Annotated in this window: 16 protein-coding genes; 5 read left to right on the top strand and 11 right to left on the bottom strand. The window is 63.9% G+C overall.

Translation table 11 applies throughout. The annotated features are described in order from the left end of the window. Nucleotide 1 precedes the first annotated feature (1 nt). A complete protein-coding gene (locus tag BB28_RS23250) occupies nucleotides 2-661 on the bottom strand; it encodes a DedA family protein (RefSeq protein ID WP_046255246.1) in 660 nt (219 codons plus the stop codon). A gap of 205 nt (nucleotides 662-866) precedes the next feature. On the opposite strand from BB28_RS23250, the gene BB28_RS23245 reads away from it, so the two are divergent. After that, nucleotides 867-1,904 carry an endonuclease/exonuclease/phosphatase family protein gene (locus tag BB28_RS23245; RefSeq protein WP_046255245.1) on the top strand — a complete coding sequence of 346 codons (1,038 nt, stop codon included), beginning with the start codon at nucleotides 867-869 and terminating at the stop codon, nucleotides 1,902-1,904. Between the two features lie 15 nt (nucleotides 1,905-1,919). Here BB28_RS23245 and BB28_RS23240 read toward each other — a convergent pair whose 3' ends face one another. The 3 genes from BB28_RS23240 to BB28_RS23230 form a co-directional block, all read right to left on the bottom strand. Continuing rightward, complete coding sequence (locus BB28_RS23240; protein WP_046256109.1) at nucleotides 1,920-2,360, bottom strand: hypothetical protein; 441 nt, start codon at nucleotides 2,358-2,360, stop codon at nucleotides 1,920-1,922. A gap of 88 nt (nucleotides 2,361-2,448) precedes the next feature. Beyond that, nucleotides 2,449-3,069 carry a phosphoribosyltransferase gene (locus BB28_RS23235; protein WP_046255244.1) on the bottom strand — a complete coding sequence of 207 codons (621 nt, stop codon included), beginning with the start codon at nucleotides 3,067-3,069 and terminating at the stop codon, nucleotides 2,449-2,451. Then, nucleotides 3,059-4,063, bottom strand: a complete 1,005-nt coding sequence (locus tag BB28_RS23230; RefSeq protein ID WP_046255243.1) for a LysR family transcriptional regulator — start codon at nucleotides 4,061-4,063, stop codon at nucleotides 3,059-3,061. Before BB28_RS23230 ends, BB28_RS23235 begins: the two co-directional genes overlap by 11 nt. A 148-nt stretch (nucleotides 4,064-4,211) precedes the next feature. Here BB28_RS23230 and BB28_RS23225 point away from each other — a divergent pair, with 148 nt between their 5' ends. The 3 genes from BB28_RS23225 to BB28_RS23215 all read left to right on the top strand — a co-directional run bounded on the left by BB28_RS23225 (nucleotide 4,212) and on the right by BB28_RS23215 (nucleotide 7,181). Next, the gene (locus tag BB28_RS23225; RefSeq protein WP_046255242.1) at nucleotides 4,212-4,985 is read left to right on the top strand and encodes an SDR family oxidoreductase; all 774 of its coding nucleotides are present in this window, start codon (nucleotides 4,212-4,214) and stop codon (nucleotides 4,983-4,985) included. A 97-nt stretch (nucleotides 4,986-5,082) separates the two neighbouring features. Then, a complete protein-coding gene (locus BB28_RS23220; RefSeq protein ID WP_046255241.1) occupies nucleotides 5,083-6,282 on the top strand; it encodes a CaiB/BaiF CoA transferase family protein in 1,200 nt (399 codons plus the stop codon). Further along, nucleotides 6,279-7,181: a hydroxymethylglutaryl-CoA lyase gene (locus BB28_RS23215; protein WP_046255240.1), complete on the top strand. Its 903-nt coding sequence runs from the start codon at nucleotides 6,279-6,281 to the stop codon at nucleotides 7,179-7,181. Before BB28_RS23220 ends, BB28_RS23215 begins: the two co-directional genes overlap by 4 nt. Here the strand turns inward: BB28_RS23215 and BB28_RS23210 are convergent. Beyond that, nucleotides 7,178-7,468, bottom strand: coding sequence for a YiaA/YiaB family inner membrane protein (locus tag BB28_RS23210; protein WP_046255239.1), 291 nt, complete (start codon nucleotides 7,466-7,468; stop codon nucleotides 7,178-7,180). The two genes, BB28_RS23215 and BB28_RS23210, sit on opposite strands and share 4 nt — an antisense overlap. 237 nt (nucleotides 7,469-7,705) lie before the next feature. Between BB28_RS23210 and BB28_RS23205 the strand changes: the two genes are divergently transcribed. Continuing rightward, nucleotides 7,706-8,260 (top strand): SRPBCC family protein, encoded by a 555-nt coding sequence (locus BB28_RS23205; RefSeq protein WP_046255238.1) that lies wholly within the window; start codon nucleotides 7,706-7,708, stop codon nucleotides 8,258-8,260. On the opposite strand, the gene BB28_RS23200 is transcribed toward BB28_RS23205, so the two are convergent. The 6 genes from BB28_RS23200 to BB28_RS23175 all read right to left on the bottom strand — a co-directional run bounded on the left by BB28_RS23200 (nucleotide 8,250) and on the right by BB28_RS23175 (nucleotide 12,640). Continuing rightward, nucleotides 8,250-8,870 (bottom strand): TetR/AcrR family transcriptional regulator, encoded by a 621-nt coding sequence (locus tag BB28_RS23200; protein WP_052740411.1) that lies wholly within the window; start codon nucleotides 8,868-8,870, stop codon nucleotides 8,250-8,252. The two genes, BB28_RS23205 and BB28_RS23200, sit on opposite strands and share 11 nt — an antisense overlap. A gap of 70 nt (nucleotides 8,871-8,940) precedes the next feature. Beyond that, entirely contained in the window at nucleotides 8,941-9,522 is a 582-nt protein-coding gene (locus BB28_RS23195; protein ID WP_030097482.1) for a TetR/AcrR family transcriptional regulator, read from the bottom strand. Further along, a complete protein-coding gene (locus tag BB28_RS23190; RefSeq protein ID WP_046256108.1) occupies nucleotides 9,519-10,466 on the bottom strand; it encodes an oxygenase MpaB family protein in 948 nt (315 codons plus the stop codon). The genes BB28_RS23195 and BB28_RS23190 overlap by 4 nt, the downstream gene beginning before the upstream one ends. A gap of 60 nt (nucleotides 10,467-10,526) precedes the next feature. Then, nucleotides 10,527-10,955, bottom strand: a complete 429-nt coding sequence (locus BB28_RS23185) for a tautomerase family protein (protein WP_046255236.1) — start codon at nucleotides 10,953-10,955, stop codon at nucleotides 10,527-10,529. Between the two features lie 18 nt (nucleotides 10,956-10,973). Next, on the bottom strand, nucleotides 10,974-11,390 hold the full coding sequence (locus BB28_RS23180) for a nitroreductase family deazaflavin-dependent oxidoreductase (protein WP_030097479.1): 417 nt from the start codon (nucleotides 11,388-11,390) through the stop codon (nucleotides 10,974-10,976). Continuing rightward, nucleotides 11,387-12,640, bottom strand: coding sequence for an NADH:flavin oxidoreductase/NADH oxidase family protein (locus tag BB28_RS23175; RefSeq protein ID WP_046255235.1), 1,254 nt, complete (start codon nucleotides 12,638-12,640; stop codon nucleotides 11,387-11,389). The genes BB28_RS23180 and BB28_RS23175 overlap by 4 nt, the downstream gene beginning before the upstream one ends. Nucleotides 12,641-12,743: the final 103 nt, after the last annotated feature.

Here is a 12,743-nt window from a genome sequence, read left to right as displayed (position 1 = left end):
TTCAGCCGTTGTCGGTGACCGCGCGCCGCTTGTCCAGGTACACCTTGGCGGCCGTCGCGGCGGCCGGCAGGGTCGATAGGATGGCGATCACCAGGATGATGAGGTCCAGGTGCTCGCCGACGAACGCGACGTTGCCCAAGAAATAGCCGACCGTCGTGAGTCCGACACCCCACGCGGCGCTGCCAATGGCGTTGTACAGCAGGAATATCGGATAGCGCATACCCGACATGCCGGCGATGACCGGGGTGAAAGTGCGAACCACCCCGATAAATTGTGCGACGAGAAGTGTCTTGGGCCCATGCTTGTCGAAGAAATCGCGAGAGGCCGTCAGATACCGCTGCTTGAAGAAGCGTGCATCTTCCTTCTTGAACAGTGCCGGGCCGAGCCGACGTCCAATGAAGTATCCGCATTGGCTGCCCAGCAGGGCGGCCACCGCGGCACAGGGCGCCAGCACCTGGATCGAAACAGGGGAATTCGGCTGAGCGGCAATCAGTCCAGCAGAGAACAGCAGCGTGTCACCGGGCAAGAAGGGAAACAGCAGGCCGGTCTCGATGAAGACGATAACCATGACCCCGGCCAGGACGGCGCCCCCGAACAACCCTCCCTCGCCGAGCCAGTACATCGGATCCATGACGTCCGCGGGCGCCAGACCCATGTCCATGGCTGGAAGCTAGCCGCGGAACATTGCTGGACAGGAAACAACACGAGAACCCCACCTGGCGCGCTCGCGGTTGGCAGGCAATTCCGTATGACAGGTGTGCGGCAACTGAGTGAACAACCTCGACGCGGCCTTGTCCAGGGCGGCGATTCGGAGATCCTCGGAATACGTTGGCGATCAAACAAGCCATCGCTCAAGGGAGCCAGACATGGTCCGCACCGCATTCAGTGTCGCGACGTTCAACATGTACAACCTGCAGGATGCGGACACTCCGCTCTACGCGAAAACCAAGCCGTGGACCCCCGAGGAATTCAAACGCAAGACCGAGTGGGCGGCATGGCAACTGGGGAGCATCGGGGCCGACGTGGTCGGGTTGCAAGAGGTGTGGAGCAAGAGCGCCCTGGAGGCGATCCTCGCGGTGGACCCGAAGGGACTGGCCGACGAATACGACATCCTGGCCACCCCGGCCGTAGGAACCTCGATCACCTGCGCCGCACTGGTGCGCAAAGGACTGCTTACCGGAAAACCCAAGTGGATCACGGACTTCCCCAAGGCGGTGCGGCTCGAGTCGAAGGATGACCCCGCCGATCCGCAGGCACCCGTCATCGATGTCTCGATCAAGAGCTTCTCGCGGCCGGTGCTGAACTTCCGGATTCAGCTGCGCGACGACGAGCCCGCTACGGAAGTCTTCGTGGTGCACCTCAAGTCGAAGTTGCCCACACAGGTCAGCCAGGAGGCGTGGTACAAGAAGACCCCCGCGACCTATCGTCCGCATCAGCAGGCGCTGGGTGACGGGATCTCGACCATCCGCCGAACCGCGGAAGCCGTCGCGGTGCGGATCCTGCTCAACGGAGTCCTGCGGGACACCGAAACCCCGGTCATCCTGCTCGGCGATATGAACGACGGTAAGGAAAGCAATACCGCCAACATCCTCACCGCACAGCCCCGCTACCTCGTGGGGGACTCAAAGGGCGGCAGTGATTTTGGGTTGTACTCGGCGCAAACGCTGCAGGAGTATCGGGACACTCGCGATGTCTATTACACGCACGTGCATCAGGATCTGCGAGAGTCGCTGGACCATGTGATGGTCAGCGAGCAGTTCTATGACCACAGTCGTAAGCGGGTGTGGCTCTTCGACGGGCTGCTGATCAACAACGACCACCTGAACTTCGAGAACCACCGGGAGACGGGTACCGGGGACCATGGCATCGTCAGCGTGAGCTTCAAGCACAACCCGGTGAAATGAGAGGCTCCGCGCCCGTCATGACACGCTGAGTAATCGCCGGTCGCCGAGTGGATTCTCCAGTGGCACACTGAGACTGCCCTGCACGGCGATCAGGATGCACATCTTGCCGACGGCCTCCGGCGGCGTGCCGCCGCGTAACGCGATCTCGACAGTGTCATCGGTCTCGTGGACCGTTGCGTGCGCGCCGTGGCATTGCGGCGTTCCGCTGGTGAAGTACACGGTCACCGCGTTGCCGTCGGGGGAACGACTCCAGGTGTCGAATGCCATCGGACGGCTGTCGACGATCCGCGGGTTGTCGTCGAAAAGAGTTACCGCCTCAACGGGCGGAACCTCGGACGGGGTGGCGGTCACAGTGGGGACGGGGGTGTCGGCTGCCGCGGTGGGTGTATCGAGCCCGCGATCGCCGCAACCCGCAAGTAGGACAAGTGACAAGACCGCCAGCACAACTGCACGCATGTCCCCACGGTAGGCCTCTTCGTCGACTGTGCGCGCAGGGTGGGCCGGTTCTCGCATCTTGTGGCGGATCGCCGCCATGGACGCACAGTCAACGAGAAAGGAGCGTGCGCACCTCGTCATCGGAGACCTGGTGAAAGTCTTGGTAGGCGTCACCCACCGCGAGGAATCGGGAGGGAGAGGCGGCAACGACGAAATCATCGACGAGGGAACCGAATCGGCGGAACGCCGATCGTGGGGCAATGGGAACGGCCGCCACCACCCGCGTGGGCGAAGCATTTCCGATGGTCAGTAAGGCGGCGCGCATCGTCGCGCCGGTGGCGATCCCGTCGTCGACCAGAACGACTGTCTTGCCGTTGATTTCGGTGCTGCACTGATTTCGGTACGCGCATTCGCGCCGGGCCAGCTCCCGACGCTCCCGGGCGGCGACGTCTTCGAGCTGTTCCGGAGTGACTCGCATCGTGCGCACGATGTCCTCGTCGACGACCATCTGGCCGCCGCTGGCGATGGCACCCATTGCGTACTCCTCGTGTCCGGGGACACCGAGCTTGCGTACGACCAGCACCTCAAGAGGGGCACCCAGAGCCTTTGCGATTTCCCGCCCTACCGGTATCCCGCCACGCGGCAACGCGAGGACCACCACATCGTGCATGTTGTAGGGCGCAAGGATGTGTGCCAGTACGCGGCCGGCGTCCTGGCGATCAACGAACATCCGATGTATGTGTGACATGGGAACGTCTCGGGGTGCTTCTCTGAACACCTCCATCTTCCAACCGGGACGGCGCGCTGACAACAGCTGTGCGCTGGATAGCCTCGAACAGAGTGGTGCGGATGGCAGACACCGAATGAGGGAGCCATACCGCCTGCACGGGAACCAATGGGGGATCGGCGATCTCGACTACCCGCACCTTGCCGTGATAGACGTCCCCCGGCTCGTCGGTGACGAATGCACAGTGATCGGGGTGTGCGAGTACGGCCGTGTACGGCGGCGTGCCTTGTACCGGATTGACGTGCAGTTGCGGTTCGAAACCACTTCGTCGGCAATGCGAAACCAGCAGGTCCGTGTAGAACGAATGGCGGGGCGGCGCCCACACCACGATGGGGAACTCCGCGATCTCGGTGATATTGATGCGATCGCGCGTGGCGAGGCTATGCGATTGCTCGACGGCGATACATAACGGCTGATAGAGGAGCGTGTCGGTGGCCAAGTCAGGTGGCATATCGACCCCGCGGCGTAACGCCAAATCAAGCGAGCCATCGAGCAGCCCGTCGCGCATCGTGCTCGGAAAGATCTGCCGCACGGTGATCGACATCGTCGGATCGGCGATAACGGCCGGTTCGATGAGCCGGTACACCTCCTCGCTGGAGATCGCCGGCGAATGTCCGATCACGAAGGCCCGCTGCGGATTTGACAGGTTGCGTGTCGCGTCGGCAAGTATGCGTATCCCGGCGAGCAGCGGTTTGGCGCCGGTGTGCAGCTCTTGGCCGGCGTCGGTCAGTTGCAGGCTGCGTTGCGCCCGCGAGAACAGCTCGACACCGAGATCGCGTTCCAGTTGGCGGATCGCCGACGACAGCGCCTGTTGGGTGATGAATAGCTCGGCCGCCGCAGCGGCCAGCGTCGGGGCTTCCGCAGCCACCACGAACTGAAACAATCGCCGGGAGTCCAACAGGTCGGTCAGCGAACTACCCTCGGTTACCTCGTCCATCTGCAATGACAACTCCTATTTGTGCGTATACAAGAATAATGTGGTTTTCCCTTGTGTAACTGAAACCTACGATCTTGGATGAGGGAAAGTGGGTGACGATGGAACCCATTTACGGACGGCATCCGCATACGAAAAGGGAGATAGTCGAGTGGCTGATCATTCATTGACCGGAAAGACCGTGCTCATTACGGGTGGCGGGAAGAACCTGGGCGGGCTCATCGCTCGGGATTTGGCCGAGCACGGCGTGGGCGCGGTGGCGATCCACTACAACAGCCCGTCGAGCAAGGCTGCGGCCGACGAGACGGTGGCCGCGGTCGCGGCGGCCGGAGCGAAGGCGGTGGCCTTCCAGGGGGATCTGACCACCGGAGACGCCGTAAGCAAACTGTTCACGGACACCGTCGAGGCGGTGGGGCGCCCCGATATCGCCATCAACACGGTCGGCAAGGTCATCAAGAAGCCGTTCACCGAGATCACCGAGGAGGAGTACGACGAGGCGAGCGCGGTGAACTCCAAATCCGCGTTCCTGTTCCTCAAGGAGGCGGGTAAGCACGTCAACGACAACGGCAAGATCCTCACGCTGGTGACGTCTCTGCTCGGCGCGTACACCCCCTTCTACGCGGCATACGCCGGGACGAAGGCGCCGGTGGAGCACTTCACCCGTGCCGCGTCGAAGGAGTACGGGGAGCGCGGCATTTCGGTGACGGCGATCGGCCCCGGCCCGATGGACACCCCGTTCTTCTACCCGGCCGAGGGTGAGGATGCGGTGGCGTATCACAAGACGGCGGCTGCGCTTTCGCCGTTCTCCAAGACCGGCCTGACCGATATCGAGGACATTGCACCGTTCGTGCGGTTCCTGGTGAGCGATGGCTGGTGGATCACGGGGCAGACCATCCTGATCAACGGCGGCTACACCACTAAGTAGCCTGCGGCTCTCTGTGGATCGAGTGCGAGCCTGACGCGGATTACCCACCGTATTTCCCCGTCAGGCTCGCTCTCGACGGAGTAGTAGCGTCACGGGCATGACGGGTGCTCTCGATGGGATCCGGGTGCTGGAGCTGGGCACCCTGATTGCCGGGCCTTTCGCCGGCCGGCTGCTAGGGGATATGGGCGCCGAGGTGCTCAAGATCGAACCGCCCGGCGCGCCGGACCCGTTGCGAACCTGGGGGCAGGCCGAGGTCGACGGGCACCATGTGTTCTGGACGGTGCACGCCCGCAACAAGAAGGCCATCACCCTGGATCTGCGCACCGAGGCGGGGCGCGCGCTGTTCCTCGACCTTGTCGAGAAGTCGGATGTGATCGTGGAGAACTTCCGGCCCGGCACCCTGGAGAAGTGGGGCCTGGGCTACGAGGTCCTTGCCGAACGCAATAAGGGCATCATCCTGGTTCGAGTCTCCGGCTATGGACAGACCGGGCCGGACGCACACAAGGCCGGGTACGCATCGGTGGCCGAGGCGGCGAGCGGCCTACGGCATCTCAATGGTTTCCCCGGCGGTCCGCCGCCCCGGATGGCGCTCTCGATCGGTGACACCCTTGCCGGGATGTTCGCCGCCCAGGGTGCGCTGGCTGCGCTGTACCGGAGAACCGTCACTGGCCGCGGACAGATCGTCGATACGGCCCTGACCGAGAGTTGTTTGGCAGTGCAGGAATCCACCATTCCTGATTACGACGTGGGTGGCGTGGTGCGTGGCCCGTCGGGAACCCGGCTGGAGGGCATTGCGCCATCGAACATCTATCAGAGCGCGGACGGCAGCTGGGTGGTCATCGCTGCCAATCAAGACACCGTGTTCCGCAGGCTCTGCGAAGCGATGGATCAGCCGCAGCTGAGCACTGATGAGCGCTTTGTCGATCACGTTGCGCGGGGCCGCAATCAGGACGAACTCGACGCGATCATCGCCGAATGGGCGGCTGGGCGTCTACCCGCCGACATCATCGACGTGCTCAGTGCGGCCGGTGTCATCGCAGGCCCTATCAACACCGTCGCCGATGTGGTGCAGGACCCGCAGCTCAAGGCCCGAGAGATGCTCGTCGAACATTTCGATGAACGGCTCGACCGGTCGGTGCTGGGGCCCGGCGTGGTCCCGGTGCTGTCCGAATCGCCGGGCGGTGTCCGCAACGCCGGCCCGGCCCGGCCCGGCCAGCACAACGAGGACGTCTTTGGGGGACTGCTGGGCAGGAGCGCCGCGGATATCGAGAAGTTGCGGGCCGAGGGGGTCGTATGAGTCTGCCTGCCCACGTCACCATCCGCGAGGTGCTGCTGCGAGACGGACTTCAGCTTGAGGCACCGATCTCGTTGGCGGACAAGCTGACACTGCTCGATGCGATAGCGGCGACAGGGGTGCGAGAGGTGGAGGCCACCGCATTCGTCTCGCCCTCCAAGATGCCGGCGCTGGCCGACGCCGCCGAGTTGTCGGCGCAGCTGGATAACTACCCGGATATCGAGTTCTCTGCCCTCATCGCCAGCCCCAACGGCGCCAAGCGTGCCCTGGCGGCGGGACTGACCTCGCTGGAGTACGTGGTTTCGGCGTCCGATGGACACAGTCGAGCCAACGTCGGTGCTAGCAGCGCTGAGGCCACCGCGCGTATCGAGGAAATCGTGGCGCTCGCCGGTGAGGCCGATGCCACGGTGGAGGTGATAGTGGCCTGTTCATGGGACTGCCCGTTCGACGGACCCACCCCGGAAGATCGAGTGCTCGATATCGTGCGCCGAGCCCGCGATTGGGGGGTGGACCGGTACGCCGTTGCCGACACCATTGGTACTACGACACCGCGTCGCGTCACGAATCTCGTTGCGGCGGTGCGGCCTATCGTCGGTAATGCACCGCTGGGCGCACATTTCCACAACACCCGTGGATCTGGTTTGGCCAGCGCGTACGCCGCCGTGCAGTCCGGAGTGACGCGGCTGGACTCCTCGATCGGCGGACTCGGTGGCTGTCCGTTCGCGCCGGGCGCAACCGGCAACATCGCCACCGAGGATCTGGTGTATCTGCTGCGGGACAGCGGTATCGGCGTCGATGTGGACCTCGAAGCCGCGATCGCGGCCGCCCGGGTGGTGCAATCGGTCGTCGGGCACGAGGTCCCCAGTGCGTTGTTGCGTGCCGGTGATCGGGTGCTGAACTAGATCGCCGGCTTCAGCGGGTTGTGCTCGGCGTAAATCTGCTCGATGCGCGCCTCGTCGATGCGGTTGCGGACCTGTTGTGACTCGTGGGTGTCCCGGATGACCTTGGCCAGCCCGAAGCAACTGGTGACCAAGAACAGGGTGCACACCGCAAGGAACGCGCGGGGCCACGGCGATATCGGTAGGTAGGCGATGCCGCCCAGCGTGGAGGCGAATGCGACCGCGAAGGCGATTGCGGACTGGACGTAGTACGCCGTGGAGGCGCGGACGGTGGGCTCCGATGTGCTCATGAGACCACGGTGGCAGCTGAGGCCCGATAGGACATGAGTAGAGCTACCCGAATTGTCGACGCAAGTTTGCGTGCGGGCCGCCGGTAGCGATACGGGGGTGGGTCACAAGAAATGGGCGCCTCAGACTGGCCTCGGTCACGAACTTGTGCGATTGCGCTTCTGTGGGTGCTGGTAGGAGGGCTAGCTTGCTAACTGACTCGCGAGTCAGTTAATGGCAACTCGTACTCAAGGAGGACCATGTCCACTCCGGTGCTGATCGGGATCGTCGTGGGAGTGCTGGCCCTCGGGGGCTTGCTGGGGGCTGTGGTGCTGTTCGCCCTAGCCTCCGGCGACAGCGGGCCGCGACGCTTCGGGGTGGCCATGCCGGACACCGATTTTTTCGACAAGGGGGCATCGTTCGCTGTCACCGCGCAGGTCACCGTGCCGGGGCCCGTCGAGCGGGTGTGGACTCAGGTCTCCGAGGGCGGCTACCTGGAGACGATTCCCTTTGTGTCCGGCCCGGTGAGATCGGGTGACCAGGTGGTGACCCGCACTCCGCTGTTCGCGATCACCGAGAAGGTAGTTCACAGCGAAGAGGGCCTCAAGCTGGTCGCGATCGGGACCGGTGTTTCGGTTCCCTTGGTTATCAAGGCATTCGGTGAGCGTTGGGAGCTCGCCGCTGATGGGAACAAGGTGCTGGTGCGCTGGACAGTGGCGTTCACTCCGAAGTGGGTGGGATGGTTCCCGTTGCGCTGGACGGCGTTCGCGGTGCGCCCCTTCCTGCGCACACTCCTGTTCCTGGCTATCCGTTAGCGGCGGCCCGCGACAGCGGGACGTCTCCGAGCACGATCCCACTGAACATGGTGGCGATCGTATCGGCGACTTCTGTCATTGTTGTTGCGGGATCATCGGATTCGGCGATGATGCTGTTGGCGGTGACGAACATCGTCATGAGCATCCGGGCGGCCATATGGGTGTGCACACCCGCCTTCAGTTCATGACGGGCGGCAAGGGTCTCCATGAGTGTGACCAAGGGAGGCAGCACGATGGTGTCGTCGATGTGGCGGTAGGTCTCCTCGCCGAGGACCATCGGCGCTTGGCGCATGAGTTCCCGGTAGGTCCTGTCGTCGCGCGATCGGGACAGGTACACCCATGCTGACGTGGCCGCGACCTGGGGGCCGTTGGCGCCGGGCTTGTCCAGGAGGCGGATGGCAGTGGTGACGGTATCGGCGGTCTCGGTCAGGCATTCGGTGAGCAGGGCGCTGAACATCGCCTGCTTATCGGAGAAGTGGTAGTAGAACGTGCCCTTGCTGACTTCGATGCTGCTGACGATGTCGTCGACGGTCACGCTGTTGTAGCCGGTCGTCGTGAAATGCCGGCGCGCGGAATCCAGAAGGTCCGAACGAGTCTGTTCTGCGTACATCTGCCGCCGTGTCGCCATGCAGGCAGTTTAGTCAGATGCCGACTCAAGGTCGGTTTCTGAACGAGTAGTACTACCAGACCAATCGAGCCAGGTAGGTCTGTGCGTACCGCCGTACCGCCACGGTATCGGTGATATCGAGTACGCCGGCGCGGTTGGTGAGCAGGGAACCAACCAGCCGCACAAGGATTTCCGACACCGCGAGCACTGCGTCATCGGGCATTGTGGCGCCGCTGTGCCGCAGGCTGGACGCCACCAGCGCGCTGGCTCGCACAATGGCCTTCTCCCCAGAAGGCGTGTTGAGGCCGATGACGAGTTCCGGCTCGTTCTCGATGATGGTGCCCGCTAGCCGGCTTTCCGTGATGAGCCGCATGGCCAGCGTGAAGCACTCGACGATGGCGCCCTGGGCATCCTGGCCGTTGGCGGCGACGGCGAGCTGGCCGAAGATGCCCAGACTCTCTGCCTCGATGAGGTGCTCGAACAGCGCTTCCTTGGTGGGGAAGCGGCGGTAGAGGGTGCGGCGGCTCACCCCGGCGCGACGTGCGATGGCGTCCATGTTGGCGCGGCGCATACCGTGCCGCTCGAACTCAATGCGCGCGGCATCGAGTACGGCATCGGTGGGTGGGGCGCTGGTCACCCCCACGAGTGTGGTCATGGCGCCCGGTTGTACAGCGGGCGGGGGTCGACTCCTTCACGATTCCAGCCCTCGGACGCCCACGGCAGGTACAGCGCCCGCACCGGCAGCCTGTTGAACAACGGGTTCAATGCGCGCATGACCGTGGCGAAGCGCTGGAAGTTGCGTTCCTTCTTGTCGCTCCACTCCAGTCGGCAGACCTGCTTCATCTGCGGCGGGAGCGTTCCGACGACGACCGTCCGGATGAAGGCGTTCAGTGGCGCCGACAGCAGACGCCACAGCGGCTTGGGAATCTGCTTGGGCCCGGGCACGCCCTGGCGGATGTAGCCCGTCGCGTAGAGGATCGTCTTGGTCGGCACGAACCGGTCGAACATGCCCTCCATGTAGGTGACGAACTCGTCGTACGTCTGCGGCTGATTGCGCGCACTGACCCCGTAGAGGCTGTACCAGACCTTGCTCTCCTCGAAGATCCGTACCTTCTCGGCGTAGGAGAGACGCCGGATGAATGTGTCGGTGATGTACAAGACCTGGTCGACGAAAGTCGCATGCGCCCAATAGAAGAGCTCGGGATTGAGTGCGTGGTAACGCGATCCGTCGCTGATGGTTCCGGTGATCGGCTTGTGGAAATCGCGCACCATCCGCCCCCACTTCTGTGGGTCCGCCGAGTAGATGGTCTTCATGATGGGCGGCCCGGAGCGGCGTGCGCGGCCAAGGGTGTCGGTGAAGATCACCGAATGGTCCTCGACCGCCTTACCCAGCTGTTCGATGCAGTTCTCGGTGCCGGCGAGCCGCTGAAAGCCGAGGACGCCACGGACATCCCCGTAGAACTTCCACACCAGGGAGTCGGCGCCCAGTCGCGGGGTTTCCACGGAGTCGTCCGCAGGGTCTTCCACGGGCATGGGGATTGCTTCCCGGAGCCCTTCGTCGAGGCTGACGGGACGGGTGATGGCGCTCTGATCGACCATGAGCACCACGCTAACTCAATGGCACAAAAGTGCGCAAGTGTGCCAGTGGCGGATTTGGGCCTACTGGTTGAGAAGGAAGCCCAGCTTCTCTCGGTTCTGCTCAAACCAGGCGGCCTCGGCGCCGGCCTCGGGGAAAATGAGCCCGGCTTCCATGACTGCGGAGGCGTCCTGTTCGGAAATGCCCAGGACGAGTTCCTCCTCCGACTGGCCGGTCAGCTCGTGCCAGGCGGACGAGAGTTCACGGAGCAGTTGTTGACGTTGTTCCAGGGAACGCCCTGAACGGATAGTGCCCGCGATGAAGGTGGTGTCGCTTTCCGGTTTGCCCGCCAGATAGTGGTGGCCTGGTTGGTATTCATTGAAGACCACGTGGACGAATACCGCCGGAGCGCCGGTGATTTCGCAGTGAATACGTGTGAATTCCTGGGCGATGGCCTGCCGCACCTCGTCGGTGAGGCTCTCCGCACGTGTTATGCACTGATAGAGAGGCATATCCCGTATTCCTTGTCCTCAGTCGGTGAAATCGATGCGCACCGATATCGGGGTGGTCTCCAGTGCCTTGACCACCCGCGCGCCGACGGCCCCGAACTTGCGGCCCCGCGCGACGACGTCGTCATCGGGCCGGAACTGGGCGGTTCCGGTACGCCACCTGTTTCCCTGCTTCAGGCGGACATTGGGATTCGCGGCGATATTGCTGCCCCAGCCCGAGCGGGTGCCGTGCTGGCTGATTACCCACGCACCGGTCGCGTCGAACTGGACCGAGACCGGGACTCGCCGCAGCTGGCCGGTCTTGCGTCCGGTGGTTTCCAGCTCCGAGGCGAGCGCTGTACGCAGGCCAAGCTTTGTCAGGGCCGAGACGGCGGGGTTGAGCAGGTAACGGCCCATGGCGCGCTCTCTGCGGAACTTGCGCAGTGTCTTGTCCGTCATGAACTTCTCCTTCTCCGAAAGGCGTCGACCCCGTTGTTCTTGAGAAGTCGAAGTGCCGTGATCCACGGGCCGATGGTGGGGTCCGGGTCGGTCCCCGCGCCCAGGCGGTGTAGTTGGGTGTTGTGCCACTGGAGTTCCAGTGCGCTCAGGAAAGACTTCGCCCTGCCGGTCGAAGCCAGCCAGCCGGGTAGGGGCAGTGAAGCGTCCGGAACGGTCAGCTTGTCCTGACGCGCCGTCAGCAGGCTGTCGGCGGACTCGGGATTGACAGTTGTCGGGCGCCCGAGCCCCACGACATCGCAATCACCCGATCGGACGGCGTCGGACATGGCGGCTTCCGTGCGGAAGCCTCCTGTCACGGCGATCGGTACGTCACCTGCCGCCTCGCGGGCGGTGCGGGCGTACTCGAGGAAGTAGGCCTCGCGGGCCTGGGTCGACGCCGATGTCACCAGCGGCCTGCCCTCCATTGCCGGCGATTCGTAAGTACCACCGCTGATTTCGATGAGGTCGACCTCTTCGGAGGCGAGCGCCGCGATGACTGCCCGCGACTCTTCCTCGGTGAAGCCTCCACGCTGGAAGTCCGCGGAGTTGAGCTTGATGGCGACCGAGAAGCCGGGGCTCACCGCCGCACGCGTGCGGCGGACAACCTCGAGAACGAAACGCATCCGATGTTCCGGGTCGCCTCCCCACCGGTCGGTGCGCCGATTGGTACGTGGCGACAGGAACTGTGCCACCAGATAGCCGTGTGCGCCGTGGATCTGAACACCGTCGAACCCGGCCGCATCGGCGATCGACGCCGTGGTCGCGTACCGGTCGATGATGTTCTCGATCTCGTCATCGGTGAGTTCACGTGGCGCTTGCCATCCGGGGACGTTCATCTTGATCGCGGACGGTGCCACCGGCTGGGACGCCGTGGCGAGCGGGTTGGCTTGCCGCCCTGGGTGGTTCACCTGCATCCAGATCAGGCCGCCGCCATCCTTGGTTGCCTTGGCCCACCGCGACAGGCCATCGAGATGCCGGTCGTCCTCGATGACCACATTTCCCGGCTCACCCAGGTGGCTGCGGTCAACCATCACATTGCCGGTGACGACGAGGCCGAACCCGCCGGTGCCCCAGCGGCGGTACAACTCGACGAGCCGGTGGTCGGGTCCCTGAGAGGTGTCGCCGAGGCCCTCGCTGAGGGCCGACTTCATCAGTCGATTGCGCAGTACCTGGCCCGAGGCCAGTGGAAGAGGATCGTGTAGGTCTGCCACTCGGCCGACGGTAGTACACCGATTGGTTTACCGCAATGTTCCGATAAGTGCCCCGGCCCGGCGGCGACTCGGTAGACTGAGCGGTATAGTTAACACCTGACAA

Source organism: Mycobacteroides chelonae CCUG 47445 (genome assembly GCF_001632805.1).
GTDB classification, from domain to species: domain Bacteria; phylum Actinomycetota; class Actinomycetes; order Mycobacteriales; family Mycobacteriaceae; genus Mycobacterium; species Mycobacterium chelonae.
The sequence above is the reverse complement of the archived record's forward strand: the minus strand, read 5'-3'. Positions and strand labels throughout refer to the sequence as shown.